This is a genomic window from Legionella sp. W10-070, from assembly GCF_900640175.1.
Classification (GTDB): domain Bacteria; phylum Pseudomonadota; class Gammaproteobacteria; order Legionellales; family Legionellaceae; genus Tatlockia.
Map to the genome: position 1 here is coordinate 40,393 of NZ_CAAAJC010000004.1, position 22,707 is coordinate 63,099.

Here is a 22,707-nt window from a genome sequence, read left to right on the forward strand (position 1 = left end):
CACCTACTCTTTATTTCCTTCAAATTTCTCAACAGTTACGCTCCCTTCACTAGTAATGTCTTTACGCAGAATAACTTTCTTAATGGTCAAAAATATTATTTTGATATCTAACCATAAAGACTGGTTATCCACATACCAAACATCTAGCTTAAATTTATCATCCCAGGCTAAGGCATTACGTCCACTGACCTGCGCCAAACCAGTAATACCGGGCTTTACATCATGACGCCTTTTCTGCTCCGGACTGTAAAAAGAAAGGTACTCAACTAATAAGGGTCTGGGACCAACCACACTCATTTGACCTTTAAGAACATTCCATAATTGGGGCAATTCATCCAAACTTGTAGCACGCAAAAATTTGCCTAACCGCGTCATCCGTTGCTCATCAGGCAATAACCTGCCCTGAGCATCTCGACTATCTCGCAACGTTCTAAATTTAATTATGCTGAAAATTTTGCCATGCAACCCAGGCCGCTTCTGACAAAAAAATATTGGCGTTCCCAGATTATAACGCACAAACAGTACGATAGTTACGATGAGGGGGGACATCAATATTAAGAATGTACATGAAAATAAAACATCAAAGATACGTTTAATCAAAATGCCTCTCTTTCTCAACTTTAATCAGAAAAGTTCATACAGCCAGAGGCCATTAAGCAATTAAGTTGTCCTAAAGATTGATTAAAAAAACCACATCTCCTTATTATTGCTATGAGCACTCCCATAAATTGACTCTGGCAAAATTGTTATTATAACGCCTGGAGATATTTTATTAAATAATATTCTGATTAGAATAAGTGCTACAAAGTTACCTAAAAACCAAATAAATCACCTAATTAATTGAATAAGATAAATATTTTTATCTTTTAATTATGCATTTCAAAGTACTCAGGAATACCATTTTTAAGGTTAGCAGGTACTGCAATGTTCATTTTTTGGGGTTTGGGTAGGTTTAAGCCATTCATTATAGCAATATATTCTTCACATGATTTAACCTGTAATCTTGGATTGAACCTTTTTTCTTCACCAATAGTACTTACAGTCATTCCATTATAATCATGCCCCGGATAAACATAGGTATCTTCAGGAAGCTTAAGCAAACGATTAAACAAGCTGTCGTATTGTGATTTAGCACATCCATTTTGAAAATCAGTTCGTCCTGTTCCACGAATTAATAATGTATCACCAGTAAATAGTTTGTTATCTAGTAGGAAACAATATGAATCATCAGTGTGGCCTGGTGTATAAATCGCTTTCAGCCTGAAATCATTAAAATTGATTATCTCATTATCTGAAAATTTAAGTGACACGAACTCTGCTTTGGTTTGCAATCCCATCATAATTTGGCAATTTGTTAACTGATACAATTCGCCTGTACCAGTAATATGATCAGCATGAAGATGTGTATCTATCGTCACAACCAGTTTAAGTCCCAGTTGGTTAATCAACTCTATATAGCAGCTAACATTTTCTTTAACTGGATCAATGATGACTGCTTCTTTACTCTCTGCGGAAGCTAACAAATAAGTATAAGTGCACGATTGACGGTCAAATAATTGACGAAATATCATAAAATCACCCTGCTTTAATTTGCCATAATGGGTATTTATTACACAAAAACGCTCATCACAATTAGCTTCCTGTCCATGTACAGAAGAAAATACTCTATGAGTGCATTTTTGATAGTTTTATCCTTCTATTTCCATCAGACGCTATTAAACCATGAATCAGCTGATGTAGCCTCTCAAAATTTTTTCCGTCCAAAATCCCCCACTTGCTGCCATGCTTGAATTGTAACTTAGCTACTTGTTGATAATATTCCAGGGTATTAACAAGACGATGGACTTGAATCTTGAATTCATCCTGTCGGCAAACAGTTAATACCCCCTCTATATCATTATAATCAGTGGTATTGAATTGATAGAAATTATAATTTACGACTGGTTTTGCAACAACTGTTGCCCACCTTAAAGTACTTGAATTACAGCATATAAAAATATCATGTTTGGGTAATTCGTTTATTATATATTCGTCCGTAACTCGTATTTTTTTATTAGTCAGAAAATTTCCAATATCTTCACGTAAAGCCGGATGCAAACTTATAGTTATTTGTGTATTTTCCAGTGAAGCAAGGAATTCCAACACTCCTCTGGTTAGGCTTTCATAAGTTTCAAATTCACAAAGGTAACCACGTTCCTTGTGATAATTTGCTGGCCAAGATATAAGAATAGATGTCTTGCCTGGATTTATTTTACTTTTTTGATTATAGGCTGCAATATATTTGGGATGTGAATGTAACGAATCAAAAAGCAGGTCACAATAGATTGAACCAGTTAATACCAATTTCTCAGGATCGACATATTCCCTTTGATAATGTGCCATCATTCTTTCACTCTCAACAGCTAACTTAGTAGCCAAGCCACCATGCACAGTCCAGGGATTTACAATACTGAGGTTAAGCGCTTCACGAGCCAATATAAACTCAGGAATCAAGAGAGTTTTTCCGGCAAACCTACCCTTTTTAACCCAGTTAGAATAATATTTTGAAACAACCTTGCTAAGAGGTGATTTATTATCTATTAATTCATTTGCCCTTTCTTTTTGTTCCAAACTATCTTCATAATCATAGATACTTCCAAAACCATAAGGTATATCAAGAACTGCTATCTTTCTATTCGTTGCCTGAGAAATCAGGCAGAAATTACCACCTAGCCCATCTTCTGGCACTATAACTAACTTAGGGGAGTACTTAGTAATTAGAGAATTAACCTTGATAATTTGCTGTTTTAACTGGTCAAAAATAATATCAAAATAATGTTGATCAAATTCATCTCCATCAAGATACTCTTTAATTTTGTCAATGAATGCATTTTTTATCAGATGATATTTCTTTTCTGCATTTTTATTTTTGGTTGGGTAAATTCTTTCCAGATGAACACAATACCTGCCAATCTTATTGGAATAAACATATTTGCTAATCGTATTAACGATATCTTGTTTTTCCGACTCGATAATAAATAATATTTTTTCGCCACGATTCAATAATTCTTGACCGATTATAGCCAGAATAGGAGCATTTGCCTGGGATGTAACGTTAATAAATATGGGTTTATCAATTGATGTGGTAACCTTTTTGAGAGTGTGAATAAGCGCTCTTAACATTTTAAACTTAATCCCAATCCTAAATTATGTTCGCAGCTAGTATAGATAGAAATGAATGTCACCTCAAGACACCGTATGTAGATCCAATTCTATGAATATGCTATTATTTTTTTCATTAATGTCACATGCCAACCAAAAACAGGGTTATTTTTAAATAGTTGATTTTTAAAAGATGTTACCTTCCTTTCTCGTAACAGCTTCAGCAAAATCAGTAAAGCTTGAATCAGTAAGTATATAAAGGAATTATAGATGTCTGCACAATATAAAAACTACCAACATTACTTAATTGATGGGTGGACTCAACAACCCAAGGAAATGTTTAAATTTCTTGCGAGTCAAATGGAGAGCCTGATATTTCCAGAAAATGCAAACCTTTTAGATATAGGCTGTGCCACAGGAGAACTTATCCATTTTTTATCAACTCAGTTCAAGGAAATTAATTACACAGGGACTGATGTTTTTGATGATTTGATTGTTGAATGTAAAAGACATCAGCCAGATAAAACTTTTTTAAATGCTTCTGTAATGAATTTACCCGAAAGTTTTGAAAAAAAATTCGACATTATCACAGTTGTCAGTGTCATATCGATTTTCGATGAAAATGAACTAGCTACTTTCTGGGATAATTTGTTCAGAGTTGTCAAAGATAACGGCGTGATTTTTCTCCTATCACCCTTCAATGAATTTGGAGTGGACTGCGAAATTCGACACAGAAAAAGGATTGATAACATAACAGGTGACTGGGAAAAAGGCTGGAATATTTTTTCCCAGGAAACTATTATTGAGCATATTAAGAATCGATGTAAATCATGGCAATTTACTCCTTTTAAATTTGATTTAGAGTTAAGCCCACGAAAAGATCCTGTGAGAACCTGGACAATGAAAACAGAAAAAAATGAGAAGCAATTAGTTAATGGATTAAAATTGATGATTGACCATTATTTATTGCAAATAAATGTCTAGGTTCTGTTGACAATTGGAACCAGAGCCTAGGTTCCGTGCTTTATGCGCGCGGAATCTATTCTCAAACTTTGTCAAAAAGATGGTTAATTTTGTGTGGCTTGCATGTATTTCCATGCATAAAGCGCGGGAAGTGAGCAGCTTAAGTTGAAATGTCAACAGACTCTAATTAATGGTGATATTATGTTTCAACCGTTTCATCTCGGTCCTTTTTTAATAGATAAGACCCAACCTCCTGTTTTTTTAGCTGAAATTGGTACGTTTTTTAATAAAGATATTGAATTAGCTAAAGATTTATTGCAAACAATTATAAAAGCCAGGGACTTGGTTGCACATCAACCCTTAATATGCAAAACAGAAATATTAAACAATCCAGATATCTGCTTACATGGTGATTATGAAGAAATCTATTCCAGTAAAACGGGGGAAATAAAAAAGGAAAATTATCGCACCCTGATTGAGCGCAAAATTTTGTCTCTAAAAGAATATGAACTCCTATTCTCATTATTACGGGAAGTAAACTTACCGTTTATAGTCTCTGTTTATGAATTTGAAACAGCCGATTTTGCTGTTCAGCAAGGAGCGTGTGCTCTTAAAACGTCTTCCTCTAATCTTGTTCACATTCCATTGATTCGATATCTTGCAAAAACAGGCTTACCACTAATTATTGACACAGGGCGTTCAAATTTGGCAGAAATTTTTAATGCTGTTGACACTGCCAGACGGGAAGGATGTGAAAAAATAATAATTGAACACAGTCCAGATGGGCATCCCGCTTTACCTGAAGCCCATAATTTAAAAACTTTACAAACATTAAAACAATGCTTTAATTTACCTGTAGGCCTATCTGATCACCATAATGGAATTGAAATGTTATTCCTTTCAATCGGCTTGGGAGCCTCTGTTCTGGAAAAAGGTGTTCATTTTTTTCCTGAATCACTTGATCAGGATTTATCGCATACAATGGATATAGATCAATTACCTAAAGTTCTACAATCAGTTCATAATTGCTGGCTGGCATTAGGAAACAATTTTCGGGATCTTAGAGAGCCAATTCGTGGAGTGATTGGCAGTTCACAAAGGAATTGCCTCATTGCAAGACATGACCTTGCAGTCGGCGAAACAATCTCTCTGGAAAATATTAAATTTGCATTCCCCTGTAGGGGCGTGGCAGCTCAACATTGGGATCTCGTGCAGGGTTGGCAGGTTAGGAGAAATATCAAAGCTGGCAGACCTATACAATGGACAGACATTAATAAAATATAATGATAGTTAAAAACCCCTCTTGGCAATCTCTTTTTCCAACGCTACCTGAGTTTGTTCCTTTTGAAGGAAAAGAACTCTTGCCTTTACAAGAAATTTTAAATATTGATGGCACATCTTATTTAGTTAAATTTGATAAAAAATCAACTTTAGCCTTCATGTTCGCAAGTGCTAAAGATAACAAACGGTATTTTGTAAAAAAAATTCCTGACAGAGAGAGAGAACACTATGAAGAATCTGAGCAATTAACCAAGTGGCTCAATCCTGTAGAATTCCAAGTGAATGCATCCCTCTATAATTATATTGACGCAAACGATGGTTCTATTTTTTACGTTTATCCCTATGTTGACGGTACTCGGCTTCTCCCTAATCCAGAGCAATTAATTTTACTAGGAACAGCCCTGGCAAAACTGCATAAAATGATCAAAGATTATCCAGAAAAACCAACCGTAATTCATAGAACTCATAAAAGAATAAATCAATTAGAATATCTACAAAAAGAAATTGCTTTAGGAAAGCATCCAGTTGGTCCTATTCCTGACTATGTTAAACAATTTGCATTAAAACATCACTTTAATTTAATCAATTCGGATAACTCGCAAATATTACATGGTGATCTTAATCCAGGAAATTTATTAATTACTGAGGATAAAACCATTTGTTTTTTTGATTTTGAGGATGCACTGCATAGTTATTCACCTGTTCTGTTTGATCTTACGTTTATCATTGAAAGAATTATCTTTAATCATACGGACTCGAAATCAGATGCTTTAATACTAAGCAATATTTTCATGAAAGCCTATCGGGAATCTGGGGGTATTTATGAATATCAACAATCTGATGAATATTCCTTGTCTATATTGGCCTTAAAAGCTTTCTGTCTATTAACTTTCAGTGAAATCTCAGGGAATCTTACGCTTAATTCTGAATGGCATAAATTCTTTAAATTAAGCAGACAAGCAGACAGAAATATAAATTTATTAAAAACCATCTTACAAGGATCATTATGAAATTGCTTGTTACTGCTCGGGATGTAGGAGCTACAGTAAACATTATCGAAATTGTTAAAGAGGCTCTGCTAGATAAGGAAATTGAATTATATATTTATGCACAGAATCCTGCGCCTGAATATTTTTATAATGCTGGCATTAATATGGTTAATGAAATTAAGTTTCTACCCGTAACAGATAGTAAACAGAAGGAAGCCAACGACCTGTTATCGTTTAGTAAACATTTAATTGATGAATTAAAACCAGACGCAGTCCTGTCCGGTTTATCATCCCCGAGAGATGCTGGTATTGATGAAGCAATTATTGCTGTTTGTAGCAATAAAATTAAAACCTTTGTAATGCAAGACTTCTGGGGAGAGGTAAATACTTTTTTTGGTAAACTTGCTGATTATTATTTATGCTTGGACACTGAAGCAGCAAGACTAACCAAAGAAAATTATAACACAGGTACAGTGATCATTGGCTCTCCTCGGCACGCTCCTTATAGTGATTTATCACTTCCTCTTCTGAAAGAGCAATTAAGAAATAAAATAAAGGTCACAGCCGAGCAAAAAATAGTTGGTTTATTTGGACAATCACTTCATTTTCTTCCCGGCTACTATGATACTATCAAAGACATGTTAAGCTCTATTAGGAAGAATGCTTCTGACACCATTATACTTTATCGTAAACACCCTAGAGAAACAAAAGAAGAAGCAAAGAAAATTATTGATCTTATCATGAATGCAGGGTTAGATTTGCGCATTCTTGATGAAAATAGAGTCGAGTATTCATTATTAATTTGTGATTTGGTTTGCAGCATTTTTTCCAATTGCATTTATGACTCATGCTATTTAAATTACTTTTCAGATAGTCCTCTAATCGTACCTGCACTCCTATCTTATAATTCGGATATTATTGAGTATGCTAAAAAATTTAATGTCTATAATTCTTCCCCCTACCAAAAGCAAAAACTGGCATTTATTTGTGAATCAAAAAATTCAATGGATCAAAATTTAAATTATCTCTTATCTTCAAAATGTAGAGAAGAGTATTGGCACCGGATAAAACTGGCGTTGGAAAATCCCTGTCATTCAGCAAAAAAAGCCGTTTCAGCTATTAAAGAAATTACCTTAAAAGATATGAAATGCTAAAACCGACATATCCAAATTTCACATTATGGCATATGGCGGTGCTGTCATATTTGATCTACTTTTACAGCTCAGTTAGAATGTCTCCCTAAACAAATTCCTAAGTAAAACAATAACAATGAATAAAATAGCAATAATCGGGGCGGGGCAGTTAGGGAGCAGGCATCTGCAAGCGCTTAATCTGATTAATAAAAAGCTAAATATTACCGTTATTGATCCAAATCCAGAGTCTCTTGAGCTAGCCTGCTCGCGCTTTGATTCATGTAAGGGTGATTCTTCTCACGAAATTGCTTACCAACAGTCTATTGATATCAACAACCCTCTTGATATTGTTATTGTTGCAAGTACTGCTCAGAGCCGACGCGCTATCGTTGAAAAATTACTGTCGAACGCTGATGTAAACCATTTGATACTTGAAAAATTACTTTTTACTCAATATCAGGACTACATAGACATTGCAGAAATACTTGCAGTTAAAAAAACAAAGACCTGGGTTAATTGCCCCATGCGCATGATGCCGTTTTACAAAACCTTAAACCAGTTGTTTTTAAATCAAGCTATTCACTATCGTGTGACAGGAAGTCAGTATGGGTTGGTAACCAACGCTATACATTATTTAGATCACATTACTTATATCACAGGGAATACTGAATTTGAACTGGATACCTCTTATCTGGATAAGGAAATTATTGCGAGTAAACGCCCAGGGTATTATGAGTTGACCGGCACGTTAATCGCGAGGTTTAGAAATGGCAGTATTGCTTTTTTACATTGTGATAAGCACGGCATGTCTCCCACCCAAATAGAAATATACAGTAATGACAATCGCATTATTTCCCGAGAATGGGAACAGAAAGCCTGGGCAACAAGTATTAGCAATGATTGGCAATGGCAAGAACAAGCAGCGCCAGTTCCCTTTCAAAGCTCACTAACAGCTGAGTTGGTATCCTCATTGCTCGAAGACAATAACTGTCAACTGACTGACTATCAAACGTCAATGAAAATACATTTACAATTACTCACTCCCTTGCAATTATTTTTAAATGAATGTGGGGTAAAGGGTAATGTAGATTATCCTTTTACCTAGTAATATTTGGAGTATGTATTTGTGCACGTATTAATTGTTGGCGCAGGACCAATGTCTTGCGAATATGCCAAAATTTTAAAATCCATGCAAATCCCTTTTACAGTTGTGGGTCGAGGCGAAGCCTCTGCTAAAAATTTTTATGAAACTACCGGGGTTACTGCTTTAATTGGTGGGTACGAAAACTATCTTAAAAACGCTACCACTTTGCCCTCACATGCGATCATTTCTGTGGGCGAGAAACGATTAGGTGAAGCAACACGAGCGATAATGCATGCGGGCATTAAGCACGTGCTCGTTGAGAAACCGGGTGGTATTGACCCTGATGATATCCGACAAGTCGCGGATACAGCTTGCAGGTTAAATGCAAACGTTTATGTGGGTTATAATCGACGATTCTACGCTTCTGTGCAAAAAGCTCAATCGATTATCAATGAAGACGGTGGATTACTATCCTTCAATTTTGAATTTACTGAATGGGGACATGTGATAGCCGAGCTGCAAAAGGAGGATGGGGTTAAGGAAAATTGGTTTTTAGCCAATTCCTCGCATGTTATTGATCTTGCTTTTTATCTGGGGGGAAATCCAAAGCAATTATCCTCTTATACTTCTGGTTCCCTTTCCTGGCATCCCAATGCAGCTATCTATGCAGGTTCAGGAGTGACTGAATCAGGCGCCTTATTTTCTTATCAAGCCAATTGGCAGGCTCCTGGGCGCTGGGGATTAGAGTTTTTAACCAGTCGACATCGCCTATACTTACGACCCATTGAAAAACTTCAAATTCAGAAAATTGGTTCTATTGCCGTTGAAGAGGTTAGTCTCGATGATTCACTAGATCATGATTTTAAAGCCGGTCTTTATAAACAAGTAGATTCATTTATTAATAATGCTTCTCTTTTGCCAACAATAGATGAGCAAATTAACAAGCTAAAATGGTATGAAAAAATCCATGTTTTTAACAAATAATGAAAAATTGCTCACTAATTAGTATTGACCATATTAACCAGCTTATCCCGGCCATAACTGCTCTGAGACACCTTAAAAAGGGCCAGAGCAATTCAACAAGTCCGGTGCTGGTTTTTACAAAGCCCCATATTGATTTTTCCCCATTAGCGATCAAGCATCTCAGACAGTTGCTTGAAACTGTTGATTCCTATATTTTAATCCAAGGGAATAAACTTTTCAGCAGGCCGGGGCTAATTACTAAAATCCCTGTTCGTTTGCGTGCCAAGTTAATTCCACGAAAGCTCGGCAAGGTTTCTGTTAGCGAAATATTGTATGCCCATGATATTAGCAGTGATTTTTGGAATCAGACTCTAATGCAGGCATTCCCTTATGCAAAACGCATCTGCTATGGGGATGCGTTGGGTTTAGTTTATAGCCAAAATTATTTTACGTCATTAATGTTTGGACTAAGAAAAAATCAACGATTTTCATTCAATTCTTCCTTGGTGCAATTAAAAAGAAAATTTTTGTTTCCAACTAAAAAGAAACAATTATTAGCCCAACAGGCCATATTGGCCATTCCCTGCGATCCAGGACAAGATTTTCTGAAGCAATGTCAATTGTTAATACCTGGCAAAAATGAGGTTAAGCAATGTGTTCTTGATTTAGCAAGTGCCCTACCCGAATTTAAAACGTATGGAAACGAACTGATAGAGAAAGCCAATAAGTCCTGTTATCTTTTCATACTCAGTAACTTAACTGATTCAAAATTGACCACGATTGAAAATGAAATCGCTTTATATAAAGAAATATTAGCATCTCAGGTAAATCACGACGCAACGATTATTATAAAACCCCATCCTGCTCATAATTCAGTAATATTCCAAAAAATAATACGGTGTTTACAAGAAGAATATGACATCCGTGTTATTAAAAATGATTTTAATAATCTTCCTATTGAATTAGCAATTCATTTAATTGAAAGCTGTACCATACTTTCCATCTCCTATTCATCAATTTCAATCCCCTATCTCTATGGAAAAAATGTTCGACACGTGTTATCAAACCAAATGATTAAAAAATATTTTGTAGAAGAAAAAAAAGATTGGTTTATCGAAAGTAATAACCTGTTTTTAAATATTATTGCGAAGCTTCCAAACTGGGATCAACAGAGTGAATTATCGATATAGGAATAAAAGTGCTGACTGAAATCAATATTGGGGTTGTAATTGTTAACTATAATTCTGCCAAATATCTCTTAAGAGCCCTGTCATCGTTAGCCCAGCAAACCTATCGACCTGTTGAAGTAATTATTCTTGATAATGCAAGTAGTGAAGAATTACCCCGTAATATTTTTGAAACGAAACTCAATTTAAAACTGATAAAATCCACTGCCAACCTTGGTTTTGCTGCAGGAAATAATCGCGCAATTCAAAATTTGGATAAATCAGTTAACTGGATCGCCCTTCTTAATCCTGATGCTTATCCAGAGCCAAATTGGCTGGCGGAAATGGTTAAAATAATTCGCTCTCATCCACACTATACCTTTCTTGGTTCAAAGCTATTATGTGATACAGATCCCCATTTTTTGGATGGAACAGGCGATGCTTATCATATCAGTGGAAAAGCATGGCGTATGTTTCATAAGAAACCAATATATCAGGCATCCTCCGAATTGAAAGAAATCTTTTCTCCCTGTGCAGCCGCCGCCTTATACCGACGCGATATCTTTGAAGAAGCAGAAGGCTTTGATGAAAGTTTTTTTTGTTACTATGAAGATATTGATCTGGCATTCCGTTTGAGGCTTTTAGGCTATAAATGTTGTTACGTTCCCACTGCTATAGCGGCACATACAGGTTCAGCAACAACTACACGCCATAGCGATTTTTATACCTACCATGGACATAGAAACCTGGTTTGGGCTTATTTTAAGAATATGCCTGGCCTTTTGCTCTTCCTGTCTCTTCCGCTGCATATTATGCTGAATATGGTATCCATCTTAATCATCAGTTCTCGCGGGCAAACAAACACCATTTTAAAATCAAAATTTGATGCACTAAGGGGGTTCAAAGCAATTTTTAAACAACGAATCAAATGGCAAAAAAAGCGAGTAGTTACCTATAAAGAACTACTTAAAATACTGCATAAGGGCTTTCCATGGTAGCTAATTTAGTAACGGTTATAATAGTCAATTATAACTCTGGACCAATGCTGACAAAATGTATCGATAAGATTCTATCAAACTCAATTCCCGTTAACATATTAATATCTGATAATGCCTCCTCAGATAACAGCATAAGTTTATTAGAGCAGCAGTACCCTAATTATCCATCAATTTTTATTCAAAAAAATAAGACTAACCTCGGTTTCTCAGCAGCAAACAATATCGTCTACTCTAAAGTAGATACACCCTTTGTTTTATACTTAAATCCTGATTGCTTTATAGAAACGGACACCATTGAACATTTCATAAATTTAATGCACTCAATGCCGGAAGCTGGCATTGCGGGCTGCCTGGTTAAAAATACCGATGGCAGTGAACAGGCTGGTTGTCGAGGCTTAACACCAACACCTTGGCGCATAATAAGTCAATTTCTTAATTTATCTAAATTATTCCCTGAAAGCAGCTTTTTTTCCAGCTATTTGCTATCAGGAAAAAAACTTCCCAAGGACCCAATCTTTGTAGAGTTAATCTCAGGCTCTTGTATGTTTGTAAGAAAAGAAGCAATTGAAGACGTTGGTTTATTAGATGATACCTATTTTCTTTACTGTGAAGACTATGACTGGTTTCATCGCTTTATTTTAAAAAAATGGAAAATTATTTTTACACCCCATACCTCAGTCACTCACATTAAAGGGCATAGTGCTAAAAGTATTCCACTAAGAGTATTATGGTACAAAGCAAAAGGCATGTGGCATTATCACGATAAATTTTTTAAACAGGATTCCAATATTATTATTTATCTTTTTATTAAAGCGGGGATTATTCTACGTCTGTTTTCCCTGGGAGGACTTGAGTTATTGAAAAAATGCATAAAAAATAATAAGGTTAGAGATTGCTGATTGGCTAACATGGAGGTGATATCAGTCAGTTTAATTAGGATATAGATTTATACATTAATTACTAATAAAAGGGATATTTATGGTATTAAGGATAATCACAATTTTTTTCTTACTCATCACCAACCTTAGAGCGCAAAACAGTTGCACTCCCATAGTCTCACTTCCGACAATAATAACAAAAGCAGGAATATATTGCCTGACCAATAATTTAGTCAATAACGCCAATCAAAATGCAATAACCATTCTAACCTCAGGCGTAACAGTTGACTTGCAGGGATATGCTATCGATTCATCAAACTTGGATAGTAATAGCCAACTATATGGAGTCTACTCATTGGACGTACAGGATATTACCATCAAAAATGGCATCATAAGAGGATTTATGTATGGTATATATCTTTCTAACTCAAGCGGCTCGGATACAAACATGGGCAGCTTATCAGGAGGTTATATTTTAGAAAACCTGGTAATAAAAAACAGTTTCTTCCGTGGAATAAGAATAGAGGGTGCTAATAATGTTGTTAGGAACTGCACAGTAACCAGTACTGGCGGAACAACAGTATTTAATAATTCTTTTGCTATTGGCATTGAATCTATTGGGCCTGGAACAATTATTGAGAAAAATATTGTTACAGAAACCTATTCCTGTGGCACAGGAGAAAGTGTTGCCATTTCCTTTAGTAATAATGCCAGCGGTTCAAGCGCCCATCTAAACAGGATAACAAATAAGAAAAAAAATTCGGGGTGTCCTTCGCCAGTTCTGCCACAAGGTCACAGTTTTGGAGTCTGGGTAGGCGGAAATCCAATACTCAAAACCAATGTATATCTACGGAATAATAATATAAGTAACTTGGATTATGGAATTGCTTTCTCATCCCCTACAACAGGATGGTATGGCAATAATCAAATTAGCAAAGTAGGATGTAATTACATAATAAGCAGTGATACCGTTTCAACTTTTGACTATCGCGGAGTGGTAAGTTGCGCTCCAGGCTCTTTATCTCTTGATGAGCTTGATTTTATAAATAATGCAATGAGCCACCATCCAATTAGATAAAGCCAATCATGAAAGGTAACACATGCTTTGCTTTCTATCTTGGCTAAGGATTAAGCTTAGCATGTTTCCTTTATTAGCTTCATGGGATATGACTTTTCAATATAAAAATATAAAGTGTAAAGAACAATAAATTCGCTTATCACAATTAGCGAGGTGTAGTTCTTATGAAAATGAATCAATATAACTAAAATACCAATTACTGTATTGACTAATATCTGTCCCGAAAGGATCATTTTTGTATCGATTCCTAATTGCTTAAGTCTCTGATAGGCATGCTTCTTGTGGGGAGCATACCATGCTTCCCTGTTAATTATCCGACGAATTAATGTAATTGTGGCATCAAAAAGAAAAAGACCATTTAGCATAAACCAGTAAAGAATAGGGACATTATAATATTTCTGCGCGATTAAACTCATAAAGAAAGTAGTTAGACCTAAAGTGGCGCTTCCTACATCCCCCATAAACACTTTGGCGGGGGGGAAATTAAAAACGAGAAAGGCTAGTACATTTGCTGTGAGCATTAAACAAATGTATTCATAAAAAACATCACCGTTACTCCCAAAAATCAAACTGTAGGTGCCAAGCAGGAAAATAGCCTGAATTGCAGAAAATCCATCCAGTCCATCCATAAAGTTAAAGTGATTAATTGCCCAAATAAGACTAGCAAATATAAATAAAAGAACAATGACCTGATTTGACAGTGTGAAGCTAACAAAATTTAAGGAAAAAGGTAATAAATAGATAGTAATAGCCAAACTCAGTAAACACTGAGTTAGCAAGCGTAATTTTACAGACAGATTAATGAGATCATCTACAAAACTCACTGCTCCAAGTATTATCACACTCATTAATAGAACAATTTGCTGAGATAAGGCAACATGGGTTAATACACCAATAACTGGCACAGTCAGTAGCCAAAGTCCGACAAAAACAACGCCTGCGCCACGCACTGTAGGCTTGGCATGCAAAGTTCTTTCATTAGGTTTATCAAGCAATCTAGCGTTGTTTGCTACGAATAAACAAAATAACTTAATAAGTGTTGCTGATAGCAGCAGCATACTCATACTAGCAATTATTTTCATCTTGATACCATTGAACAGTGTGTCTTATCCCTTCATGAGCCTTGACTGGAGGCTCCCAACCTAACTCAAACTTGATTTTATTATTACTTACTAATAAAGAACTAAAGAGACGGGTATTCATTTCTTTTAACCCCAGCAGAGTGAGTGTCCCTGCTAATGCTTTGACAGGAACAGGAAATAAACGTGATTTTACCTTCATCTCAGCTGATATTGTATTCATAAGTTCTGTAAATGACCAACTTTCATTATCCGCAACTAAAAATAATTTATTAGCAGCTTGAGGATTAATAAGTACAGCACAAATTGCTGAAATTAAATTATCTATGTAAAGAAAACTTCGTTGATTATTAACCTTTGCAAAAGGCAAAGGCCATCCCTTTGCAGCAAGCTTCATCATCCGCAGAAAATTAGCCTTTACTCCTGGACCATAAACCAAGGGTGGCCGCAGGATGACTACTTCCATGTTTGTTGATTGACTGATCGCTTCTAAATATTTCTCAGCCAGCAATTTACTCTTGGCATAAGGATCTACAGGATTTTCCTCATCGCTTTCAGTAAAACATAAATTTTTAGAGGTGCATTCACCATTTACTTTGATAGTACTTAAGAAAATGAAGCGTTTTACCTTACAGCGTGCAGCCTGCTCAGCAAATTCCTTGGTTGCAAGACTATTAACCTGACAAAACTTATCCATTGACGAAGCATCTTTTTCATCAAAAACATGAACTTTAGCAGCCAAATGAATAACAATTTCAATATTATGAAGCGCTACGCTCCAGTCGTTTTGTGATTCGATTTTATTAATTTTTATCTGCTCGGCCTTAAGCCATTCAACTTCTCTCCAAACAGCACAACGAACCTCGTGACCCAATGATTGTAATTGTGGTACTAAATTCATCCCTATAAAACCAGTAGCCCCTGTCACCAAAATTTTTGCCAAACTTATCTCCCTTTTAACTGGCCTCTAAATGTCAACATTACATCACTCTCTGAATCCGATACTCCCTATGGTATTTATTTTATAAATTTTTATTTAAGTAAAATTCGATAGTATCAGCTAAATGATCTAAAAATTCACCCTTGGGTACCCAACCTAGCTCCTGATTAATTTTGCTGTTATTTATTGCATATCGCTTATCATGCCCTTCTCTATCTTTAACAAATGAAATAAGTTTTTCATGAGGAGATTTTTGGGGTAGCAAATCATCCATCATCTGACAAATATGCTTAATGAGTGATAAGTTATCTAATTCGTTGTTACCGCCGATGTTATACACTTCTCCTATTTGTCCCTTATAAAGAATCAGATCAATAGCATCACAATGATCTTTGACATACAGCCAATCACGAATATTTGATCCATCACCATACACTGGGATAGGTTGTTGTCTGATGCAAGAATTAATCACTGTGGGAATTAATTTTTCTTCATGCTGGTGAGGTCCATAATTATTTGAGCAATTAGAGGTTGTCACAGGCAAATGATAAGTATGATGATATGCTCTGACCAAATGATCAGAACTTGCCTTTGATGCTGAGTAAGGAGAATTTGGCTGATAGGGGTTTCTCTCAGTAAAAGCTGGCTCATGCTCATGTAACGATCCATATACTTCATCAGTAGACACATGATGAAATCGACAGGAAGAAGCATCCCATTTTTTTTCATCCAACCAATAACGTCTTGCAGCTTCAAGTAAAGTAAAAGTACCGAGAATATTTGTTTCTAAAAATACTGAAGGATTTTTAATTGAATTATCAACATGGGATTCGGCAGCAAAATGAACAATCGTATCAATATCGTATTTCTTTAAAAGGAAGCTCACAAGCTCCTTATCACTAATATCACCTTGAACAAAAAAATGATTTTTTGCATTTTCTACTGCTGTCAAGTTGGCTTTATTTCCAGCATAAGTTAACTTATCCAAACTAATAACCTGTATTTGAGCATAACGTTCAATCATCATCTGTACAAAATTACTGCCAATAAACCCTGCAGCGCCTGTCACTAAAAGTTTTCTAATCTGATAACTCATGGCTCTTTTCTTGCTCCTGGTGCATGAATTCTATGACTTCTGGTAAATAATTATTCCAAGAGTCGCGATGAATATTAAAAATTCTCTCAATTTTATTCGTAATAAGCACTGAATTTTTAGGTCTCTTTGCCTTGGCCGGGTAATCTTCTGTATTAATTTCAATAAGATGGTTTAGTGCAAGATGATAGCCCTTACTCTTTGCAAGATTAATAAACGTAGCAGCAAATTCAGACCAACTGATCGGACCTTGGCTTGCGTAGTGATAAATTCCCCAATCACTAAATTTTCCCTCATTTATTTTTTGTACCATCGCATAAATTACCCTGGCAATATCTCTTGCTGCAGTTGGACAACCCCATTGATCAGCGACAATTCTCAATTCTTTTCTCGTTGCAGCAAGCCGTAAAATGGTTTTTACAAAATTCTGGCCATATTTTCCAAATACCCAACTTATTCTTAATATAAGGTACTTATCAAGACTCGACTGAATCAAATATTCACCAAGCAATTTTGAGTGACCATAAATACTTAAAGGATTTGTAGGATCATCTTCTATATAGCCTTCAGATTTACTGCCGTCAAAAACATAATCAGTAGAAAAATGAATCAAGGGAATATTGTTCATTTGACAATAATTTGCCAATTTCTCAACCGAAAAAGCATTAATCTGTTTAGCGAGTGCTTTTTCTTCTTCCGCTTTATCAACGGCAGTATATGCCGCTGCATTGATAACAAGATCAACATGAAATTGTAATAAAGTAGCCAATACCAAATCCGGCCTGGACAAATCACATTGCCCTCTCAATAAGGGTAAAATTTCATGGTCTGAATTTTTAAACAATTCAGCAATTTCTTCCCCGACCTGCCCTGTAGCCCCTAATAGTAGGATTTTCATATTTTGCTATATATAGGTAAAAAATCAACACACATACCGCTTAACCGCATACCATTAAAATCCTTGTCAGAAAGACACGGGGGTTCTTTTAAAGGCCAATCAATAGCCAAATCAGGATCATCATAGCGAATTGATACTTCAGATTCAGGGTAATAATAGTCCGTACATTTATAGATAAAATCAGCCGTTGTACTTAAAACATAAAATCCGTGAGCAAACCCTTTTGGAATCCATAATTGTCTATGATTATCTGCTGACAGTTCAACCCCAACCCACTGCGCAAAGGTTGGTGAATCCCGTCGAATATCAACCGCCACATCAAAAACACAACCTGCCAAAACAGTAACTAATTTACCTTGAGGATGTTGCACCTGATAATGCAAACCCCTTAAGACACCTTTACGGGAGCGAGAGATGTTATCTTGAACAAACAAATCACTAATCCCTGCTTGCTCCTGATATCGGTTCATTTGGAATGATTCGAAAAAAAAACCACGCTCATCCCCAAATACACGCGGCTCAATAATTTTCACCTCAGGAATACTCGTATTAATTATTTTCATCGGGGTATACTCTCATGATTAGAAACAAATAGACTATCTATTTCCACCAATAGAGTTTCACCTACTTTCCCATCGAGTTTCCCCCACTGCTGATGCTGACTTTCCTGAGCCTCTTTTATTTGTTGAAAGTAAGGTTTATTTATAGACAAAAGTTGAAGTTGCTCCCTAAAAACTGTTTTATCTGTCACAGTAATAACACCTGGTGTGCCGATATAATCATCATAATTATATTGATAAAGATCATAATTAAGCACAGGAATACCACAACTGATAGCCATTCGGATGGTGGCAGAACAAGATGCTACATAGATTGAACTCAAAGGCACTAATTGAGTAATATCCCGAGTTGAAACCTTAGCTGGGTACTCATTAAGAAACGCTACACTTTCCTTGGCAATTCTTGGGTGCAAGTTAATTACAATATTATAATTCTCGCTATATTTACACATCTCCCTAATAATACAGCGGACTAATTCTTCATACGTTTTAAATTCCAATAAGTCTTCTCGTCCGATAATTTGATTAGGTGGCAAAGCACATAACATCATCGGCTTGTCAAGCAATCCAAGTGACTCATATAACTCGGCTCTATTTTTTTCTGCATCTTGCTGCTGCTGAAAAAGCTCATCATTGTAAAGGGCGCCAATAGCCTTAAGCTTAGTTGCTTCTATACCAGCAGAAATATAATACTCTTTCATAGCGTCACTTTCGACAGCCAGAAAATCAATATCACCGCTATTAAGTAGCCATGGATTTTTAGGGGTAATTCCAAGCATTTCATGGAATAAAATTAACTCAATAGGAAGCAGCAGTTGTCGATTTTTATACGTGTGAACCCAATTTGGAAACATACAGGCCACTACTTTATTATAAATATTATCCATCGATCTTGACGGCTCTTTATAGAAGGCTTCTGACCACTCAATTGTATTGGCTATAGTAAATGGAACAATAATCGATGGAACATTATATTCTCGGCCTTTATATACGAATAACTGGGTAAAATAAAACAAATTATGCTCAGGAAATATCATTAACTTAATATTCTGTGTACTTAGCAGATGGGGGATTTTCTCCAGATAGGCAAACGCAGCTCTTGAGATGGCAGGCAAATGTCCGGGAAATAGTTTGCAAATATGTTTATAACTAATAAGGCATAATCGGGTTATAAGCTTTGTCTTTAACATCCAGGTGAGGAAAAAATTCATTAATTTGGACGATTTTTTTTTAATTGTTATTATTAATCTGCTTCTCATTAATTTCGATAAAAAAAACTGAAATGAATATGCATTTTTTTTGATTAAAATTCCACTTTTTTTAAATTTAACTGCTAAATAGTCTTTAAATTTCTCTATGTTTATTTGAACATAACGATAAATTTTTCTAAAAATTCTTAAGCTATATTTAATAGCATAAACTACAGCCAATCTAATTTTTACTCGGGCGTGATTTCTCGTTGACGCAATGTTTAATAACGCCATAACTGGAAAAGATAAACTATGTGGACCAGTTTTTAGTACTTTAAATAGTTCACCGACTTGTTCCTCATCTTTAGCAATTTTTTGAAAATCATTTTTTGTAATATAACTTGTAAGGATTGATTTTTTATCGGAAGGATCGACTACTGAATACTTTAGTGACTGTTCATCTATAAATTCTATATAAAATTTTCCAGGCTTAACCTGAGTATCCGATGACATTAAAACCAATTCATACCCCATTACTTTATTTAGGAAAGCCGAGGATTTTTTAAAAAAATAACTATTAACTCTTTTATAAAAAACGGAATTTCTTGTAAACAAGGTAGTACTATCAATTCTCTTGGGCAAATTATAATTTTTTATAGACAAAAGACGAGAGCTCAAAGATCTCAAAATCCTAGCGCCTCTAAGCAATATACCAATGCCTCTAAGCCACATAGGACGTACTTTATTGCTAGTAATAGGTATTTCTTTTATGAAATCAATGTTACCCAAACAGCATTTATGAATATCTTCCTGTACCCCCTCATACATCGCATCAAAAAGAACAACTGGCTCATACGTTCCGGAGTCTCTCAATACCTTGGCAACACGGAACATCTCTTTAAAATGAGTAGATATGTGTACAAATAAAAGAACTCTTTTCTTCAATTTAACTTACCTGTAGTTATTCCAAACGCTCAAAAAATTAATAGTTATCTATTAATTATCTCAGTTAAGTGATCGGGTAGTTCTGCTGTATCCTTCTTGGGAATCGGTCGTATAATGCTCCAGCTTAGCCTGGGTCGTAATAAAGATTCTGGCCAGGATTGCTTCCAATCTCCTCGAACGCCAACAGGCAAACAGTCATCAATAACCTTCATTGACAAGCAATCTTCAATCCAAACAGCTTGATTTGCAGAAGTATCCAGTTTAATGCTTATAAGATAAGTCCCTTCATTTAAAAACTCCTTGGGTATTGTAACTACCTGAGTATAAATCCCTACCTGACGTGCCGTACTTTGTACTGCTAAATTATCCATACTACAAAAAAGTTTTACCCCATCCGCAGTCGAGACATAGATCGAGGTATTCAGAATTTGCTCTTTTTCCAGCACCTCAAATTTTATTTCAATATTAATGTTTTCATTTACTGAATATTTCTCCTGTACTACACCCTCATCGTTGAGTAGCTTACAAGAAAGTATCCTTGCACTTCGATCTATTCCGGGTGCATTCATTAGGTTATTAATCCAGGTTTTTGTTGCACAAAGGGAAACGTTGGACTCTTCGGATAATTTGACTTTTTCTATTGAGTCGGAACTTGAACCTGGCATACCGAGATCTATTAACGGAGCATCATCTATTTCTTCTTTAGGGACAATAACCTTGCTACCGATAACCTGGCCATGTGACATTTCAATCGTTTTACTGCAAATAGACTCGATTGCTTTCATATCATGGCTAACGAATATAACTGTTCTGCCATCATTAGCTACTTCAAGCATCTTTTCTTTACATTTTTTTTGAAACCCACTATCTCCAACAGCAAGAACCTCATCAATAAGGAGGATTTCTGATTCCAAATGAGCAGCCACTGCAAATGCCAAACGCATATACATACCTGATGAGTAGCGTTTTACAGGAGTATCTATCTGTTCTCCCAATTCAGAAAACTCTAAAATATCTTTAAAACGCGCATTAATCTGCTGTCGTGTCATTCCGTTAATGGCTGCATTTAGATAAATGTTGTCGCGTCCGGAAAGTTCCGTATGAAAACCTGTTCCCACTTCGAGAAGACTAATTAAATGTCCTTTATAACGAAATTCCCCATGAGAAGGTGCAGTAATGCGAGATAAAATTTTAAGTAATGTGCTTTTCCCTGAGCCATTTTGGCCAATTAGTCCTATTCTTTCACCGGGTTTAATTTCAAACGAAACATCCTTAAGCGCCCAGAAATAACCTGGCGGAAGATCAAGGGTTTGTTCCCTGGAAACAACATGATGAGCCGAATTAGTCGTATCTTCTTCTATTCCGATTTCTTTCTTTAATTTTAAAAAAGACCTGGCTTGTTTTATCATCTTCTCATACAAGGTACCGCCATAAGTCGCACGGGTACCCAACCGATATAACTTGCACAAATTATCAGCTTTTATTATCCAATTCATATTGCGTCTACTAATGATTGTTCATGCTTTCTAAAAAAACAAAAGCCTAAAATGAACACTGTTACTGCAGCAATTAACCCGAAAGAAAATTGCTCAAAACTCGGCCACTCACCTTTTAGAGCGTATCGATAAGAAGAAATAATCATGCTCATAGGATTAAATTCATACCAATAACGTAACCAATGCGGAGAAGCTGAAACAGGATACATGATAGGATTTGCAAAATAATATAATTGCAGTGCCAAAGGCACAAAAAGCTTAACATCTCTATATCGAGTGCTTAAAGGTGCCAGAAGAAGTCCTAATCCCATGGCAAACATAGCCTGTGTAGCCAGTAAAATAGGAAACAGAACAAAAAGATGATAATGAAGTCGATGATAAAATAAAGCACAAATTATTACTAAGCCAAAACCTACAAGATAATCAACAGCAGATGACAGCGTATACGAACCACCCAATAATAGTCTGGGAAAATAGATTTTTGAAACGAGCCCAGCATTACCCTCTACTGAACCCATTGTAAGATTTATCATCCCCATAAAAGCATACCATGGTATGATAGCAACTAAATAAAAAAGCAGATAGGGCAATCCATCGGATGGTATTTTAATCATTACACCAAAAACAAAAGTAAAAACACCTACTGTAATGATTGGAGATATTACAATCCAACCGAACCCCAAAACTGTTTGTGAATAACGAACTTTAATATCTCTGGCAGTAAATACCCAGAGCAATATGCGATAGTGCCACAAGTCTTTTAAATAAGTGCTTAATGGTTGCATATCACCTGCTCGAACCACTGTTTCTTTCAATATTCTTTCCGAACTCA

General features: G+C 35.7%; 21 protein-coding genes. 10 read left to right on the plus strand and 11 right to left on the minus strand.

Going from position 1 to position 22,707, the window contains the following annotated elements; translation table 11 throughout:
- Positions 1-3 precede the first annotated feature (3 nt).
- The 3 genes from E1O65_RS02575 to E1O65_RS02585 all read right to left on the minus strand — a co-directional run bounded on the left by E1O65_RS02575 (position 4) and on the right by E1O65_RS02585 (position 3,162).
- Positions 4-600, minus strand: a complete 597-nt coding sequence (locus E1O65_RS02575) for a sugar transferase (RefSeq protein ID WP_278043639.1) — start codon at positions 598-600, stop codon at positions 4-6.
- Between the two features lie 266 nt (positions 601-866).
- Positions 867-1,571 carry an MBL fold metallo-hydrolase gene (locus E1O65_RS02580; protein WP_133132036.1) on the minus strand — a complete coding sequence of 235 codons (705 nt, stop codon included), beginning with the start codon at positions 1,569-1,571 and terminating at the stop codon, positions 867-869.
- 94 nt (positions 1,572-1,665) lie between these two features.
- A complete protein-coding gene (locus tag E1O65_RS02585) occupies positions 1,666-3,162 on the minus strand; it encodes a hypothetical protein (protein ID WP_133132037.1) in 1,497 nt (498 codons plus the stop codon).
- A 249-nt stretch (positions 3,163-3,411) separates the two neighbouring features.
- Between E1O65_RS02585 and E1O65_RS02590 the strand changes: the two genes are divergently transcribed.
- The 10 genes from E1O65_RS02590 to E1O65_RS02635 all read left to right on the plus strand — a co-directional run bounded on the left by E1O65_RS02590 (position 3,412) and on the right by E1O65_RS02635 (position 13,674).
- Positions 3,412-4,125, plus strand: a complete 714-nt coding sequence (locus tag E1O65_RS02590; RefSeq protein WP_133132038.1) for a class I SAM-dependent methyltransferase — start codon at positions 3,412-3,414, stop codon at positions 4,123-4,125.
- A 180-nt stretch (positions 4,126-4,305) separates the two neighbouring features.
- The gene (locus E1O65_RS02595; RefSeq protein ID WP_133132039.1) at positions 4,306-5,388 is read left to right on the plus strand and encodes an N-acetylneuraminate synthase family protein; all 1,083 of its coding nucleotides are present in this window, start codon (positions 4,306-4,308) and stop codon (positions 5,386-5,388) included.
- Entirely contained in the window at positions 5,388-6,395 is a 1,008-nt protein-coding gene (locus E1O65_RS02600) for an aminoglycoside phosphotransferase family protein (RefSeq protein WP_133132040.1), read from the plus strand. Before E1O65_RS02595 ends, E1O65_RS02600 begins: the two co-directional genes overlap by 1 nt.
- On the plus strand, positions 6,392-7,528 hold the full coding sequence (locus E1O65_RS02605) for a hypothetical protein (RefSeq protein ID WP_207384218.1): 1,137 nt from the start codon (positions 6,392-6,394) through the stop codon (positions 7,526-7,528). The genes E1O65_RS02600 and E1O65_RS02605 overlap by 4 nt, the downstream gene beginning before the upstream one ends.
- A 115-nt stretch (positions 7,529-7,643) precedes the next feature.
- On the plus strand, positions 7,644-8,612 hold the full coding sequence (locus tag E1O65_RS02610) for a Gfo/Idh/MocA family oxidoreductase (RefSeq protein ID WP_133132041.1): 969 nt from the start codon (positions 7,644-7,646) through the stop codon (positions 8,610-8,612).
- 21 nt (positions 8,613-8,633) lie between these two features.
- Positions 8,634-9,575 (plus strand): Gfo/Idh/MocA family oxidoreductase, encoded by a 942-nt coding sequence (locus tag E1O65_RS02615; protein WP_133132042.1) that lies wholly within the window; start codon positions 8,634-8,636, stop codon positions 9,573-9,575.
- A 104-nt stretch (positions 9,576-9,679) separates the two neighbouring features.
- The gene (locus E1O65_RS02620) at positions 9,680-10,744 is read left to right on the plus strand and encodes an alpha-2,8-polysialyltransferase family protein (protein WP_242601519.1); all 1,065 of its coding nucleotides are present in this window, start codon (positions 9,680-9,682) and stop codon (positions 10,742-10,744) included.
- A gap of 8 nt (positions 10,745-10,752) precedes the next feature.
- Complete coding sequence (locus E1O65_RS02625) at positions 10,753-11,718, plus strand: glycosyltransferase family 2 protein (protein ID WP_242601520.1); 966 nt, start codon at positions 10,753-10,755, stop codon at positions 11,716-11,718.
- A complete protein-coding gene (locus tag E1O65_RS02630; protein ID WP_133132045.1) occupies positions 11,712-12,617 on the plus strand; it encodes a glycosyltransferase family 2 protein in 906 nt (301 codons plus the stop codon). The genes E1O65_RS02625 and E1O65_RS02630 overlap by 7 nt, the downstream gene beginning before the upstream one ends.
- Positions 12,618-12,696: 79 nt before the next feature.
- Positions 12,697-13,674, plus strand: coding sequence for a hypothetical protein (locus E1O65_RS02635; RefSeq protein ID WP_133132046.1), 978 nt, complete (start codon positions 12,697-12,699; stop codon positions 13,672-13,674).
- A 56-nt stretch (positions 13,675-13,730) separates the two neighbouring features.
- Here the strand turns inward: E1O65_RS02635 and E1O65_RS02640 are convergent, their stop codons facing one another.
- The 8 genes from E1O65_RS02640 to E1O65_RS02675 all read right to left on the minus strand — a co-directional run bounded on the left by E1O65_RS02640 (position 13,731) and on the right by E1O65_RS02675 (position 22,690).
- A complete protein-coding gene (locus tag E1O65_RS02640; protein WP_133132047.1) occupies positions 13,731-14,756 on the minus strand; it encodes a glycosyltransferase family 4 protein in 1,026 nt (341 codons plus the stop codon).
- A complete protein-coding gene (locus E1O65_RS02645; RefSeq protein WP_133132048.1) occupies positions 14,740-15,696 on the minus strand; it encodes an NAD-dependent epimerase/dehydratase family protein in 957 nt (318 codons plus the stop codon). Before E1O65_RS02645 ends, E1O65_RS02640 begins: the two co-directional genes overlap by 17 nt.
- 79 nt (positions 15,697-15,775) lie before the next feature.
- A complete protein-coding gene (gene rfbB / locus E1O65_RS02650) occupies positions 15,776-16,789 on the minus strand; it encodes a dTDP-glucose 4,6-dehydratase (RefSeq protein ID WP_133132049.1) in 1,014 nt (337 codons plus the stop codon).
- On the minus strand, positions 16,773-17,684 hold the full coding sequence (gene rfbD, locus E1O65_RS02655) for a dTDP-4-dehydrorhamnose reductase (protein ID WP_133132050.1): 912 nt from the start codon (positions 17,682-17,684) through the stop codon (positions 16,773-16,775). Before rfbD ends, rfbB begins: the two co-directional genes overlap by 17 nt.
- The gene (gene rfbC / locus E1O65_RS02660; RefSeq protein WP_133132051.1) at positions 17,681-18,247 is read right to left on the minus strand and encodes a dTDP-4-dehydrorhamnose 3,5-epimerase; all 567 of its coding nucleotides are present in this window, start codon (positions 18,245-18,247) and stop codon (positions 17,681-17,683) included. The genes rfbD and rfbC overlap by 4 nt, the downstream gene beginning before the upstream one ends.
- Positions 18,244-20,379, minus strand: coding sequence for a hypothetical protein (locus E1O65_RS02665; RefSeq protein ID WP_133132052.1), 2,136 nt, complete (start codon positions 20,377-20,379; stop codon positions 18,244-18,246). Before E1O65_RS02665 ends, rfbC begins: the two co-directional genes overlap by 4 nt.
- A gap of 44 nt (positions 20,380-20,423) precedes the next feature.
- Positions 20,424-21,875 (minus strand): ABC transporter ATP-binding protein, encoded by a 1,452-nt coding sequence (locus tag E1O65_RS02670; RefSeq protein ID WP_133132053.1) that lies wholly within the window; start codon positions 21,873-21,875, stop codon positions 20,424-20,426.
- On the minus strand, positions 21,872-22,690 hold the full coding sequence (locus E1O65_RS02675) for an ABC transporter permease (protein ID WP_242601521.1): 819 nt from the start codon (positions 22,688-22,690) through the stop codon (positions 21,872-21,874). The genes E1O65_RS02670 and E1O65_RS02675 overlap by 4 nt, the downstream gene beginning before the upstream one ends.
- Positions 22,691-22,707: the final 17 nt, after the last annotated feature.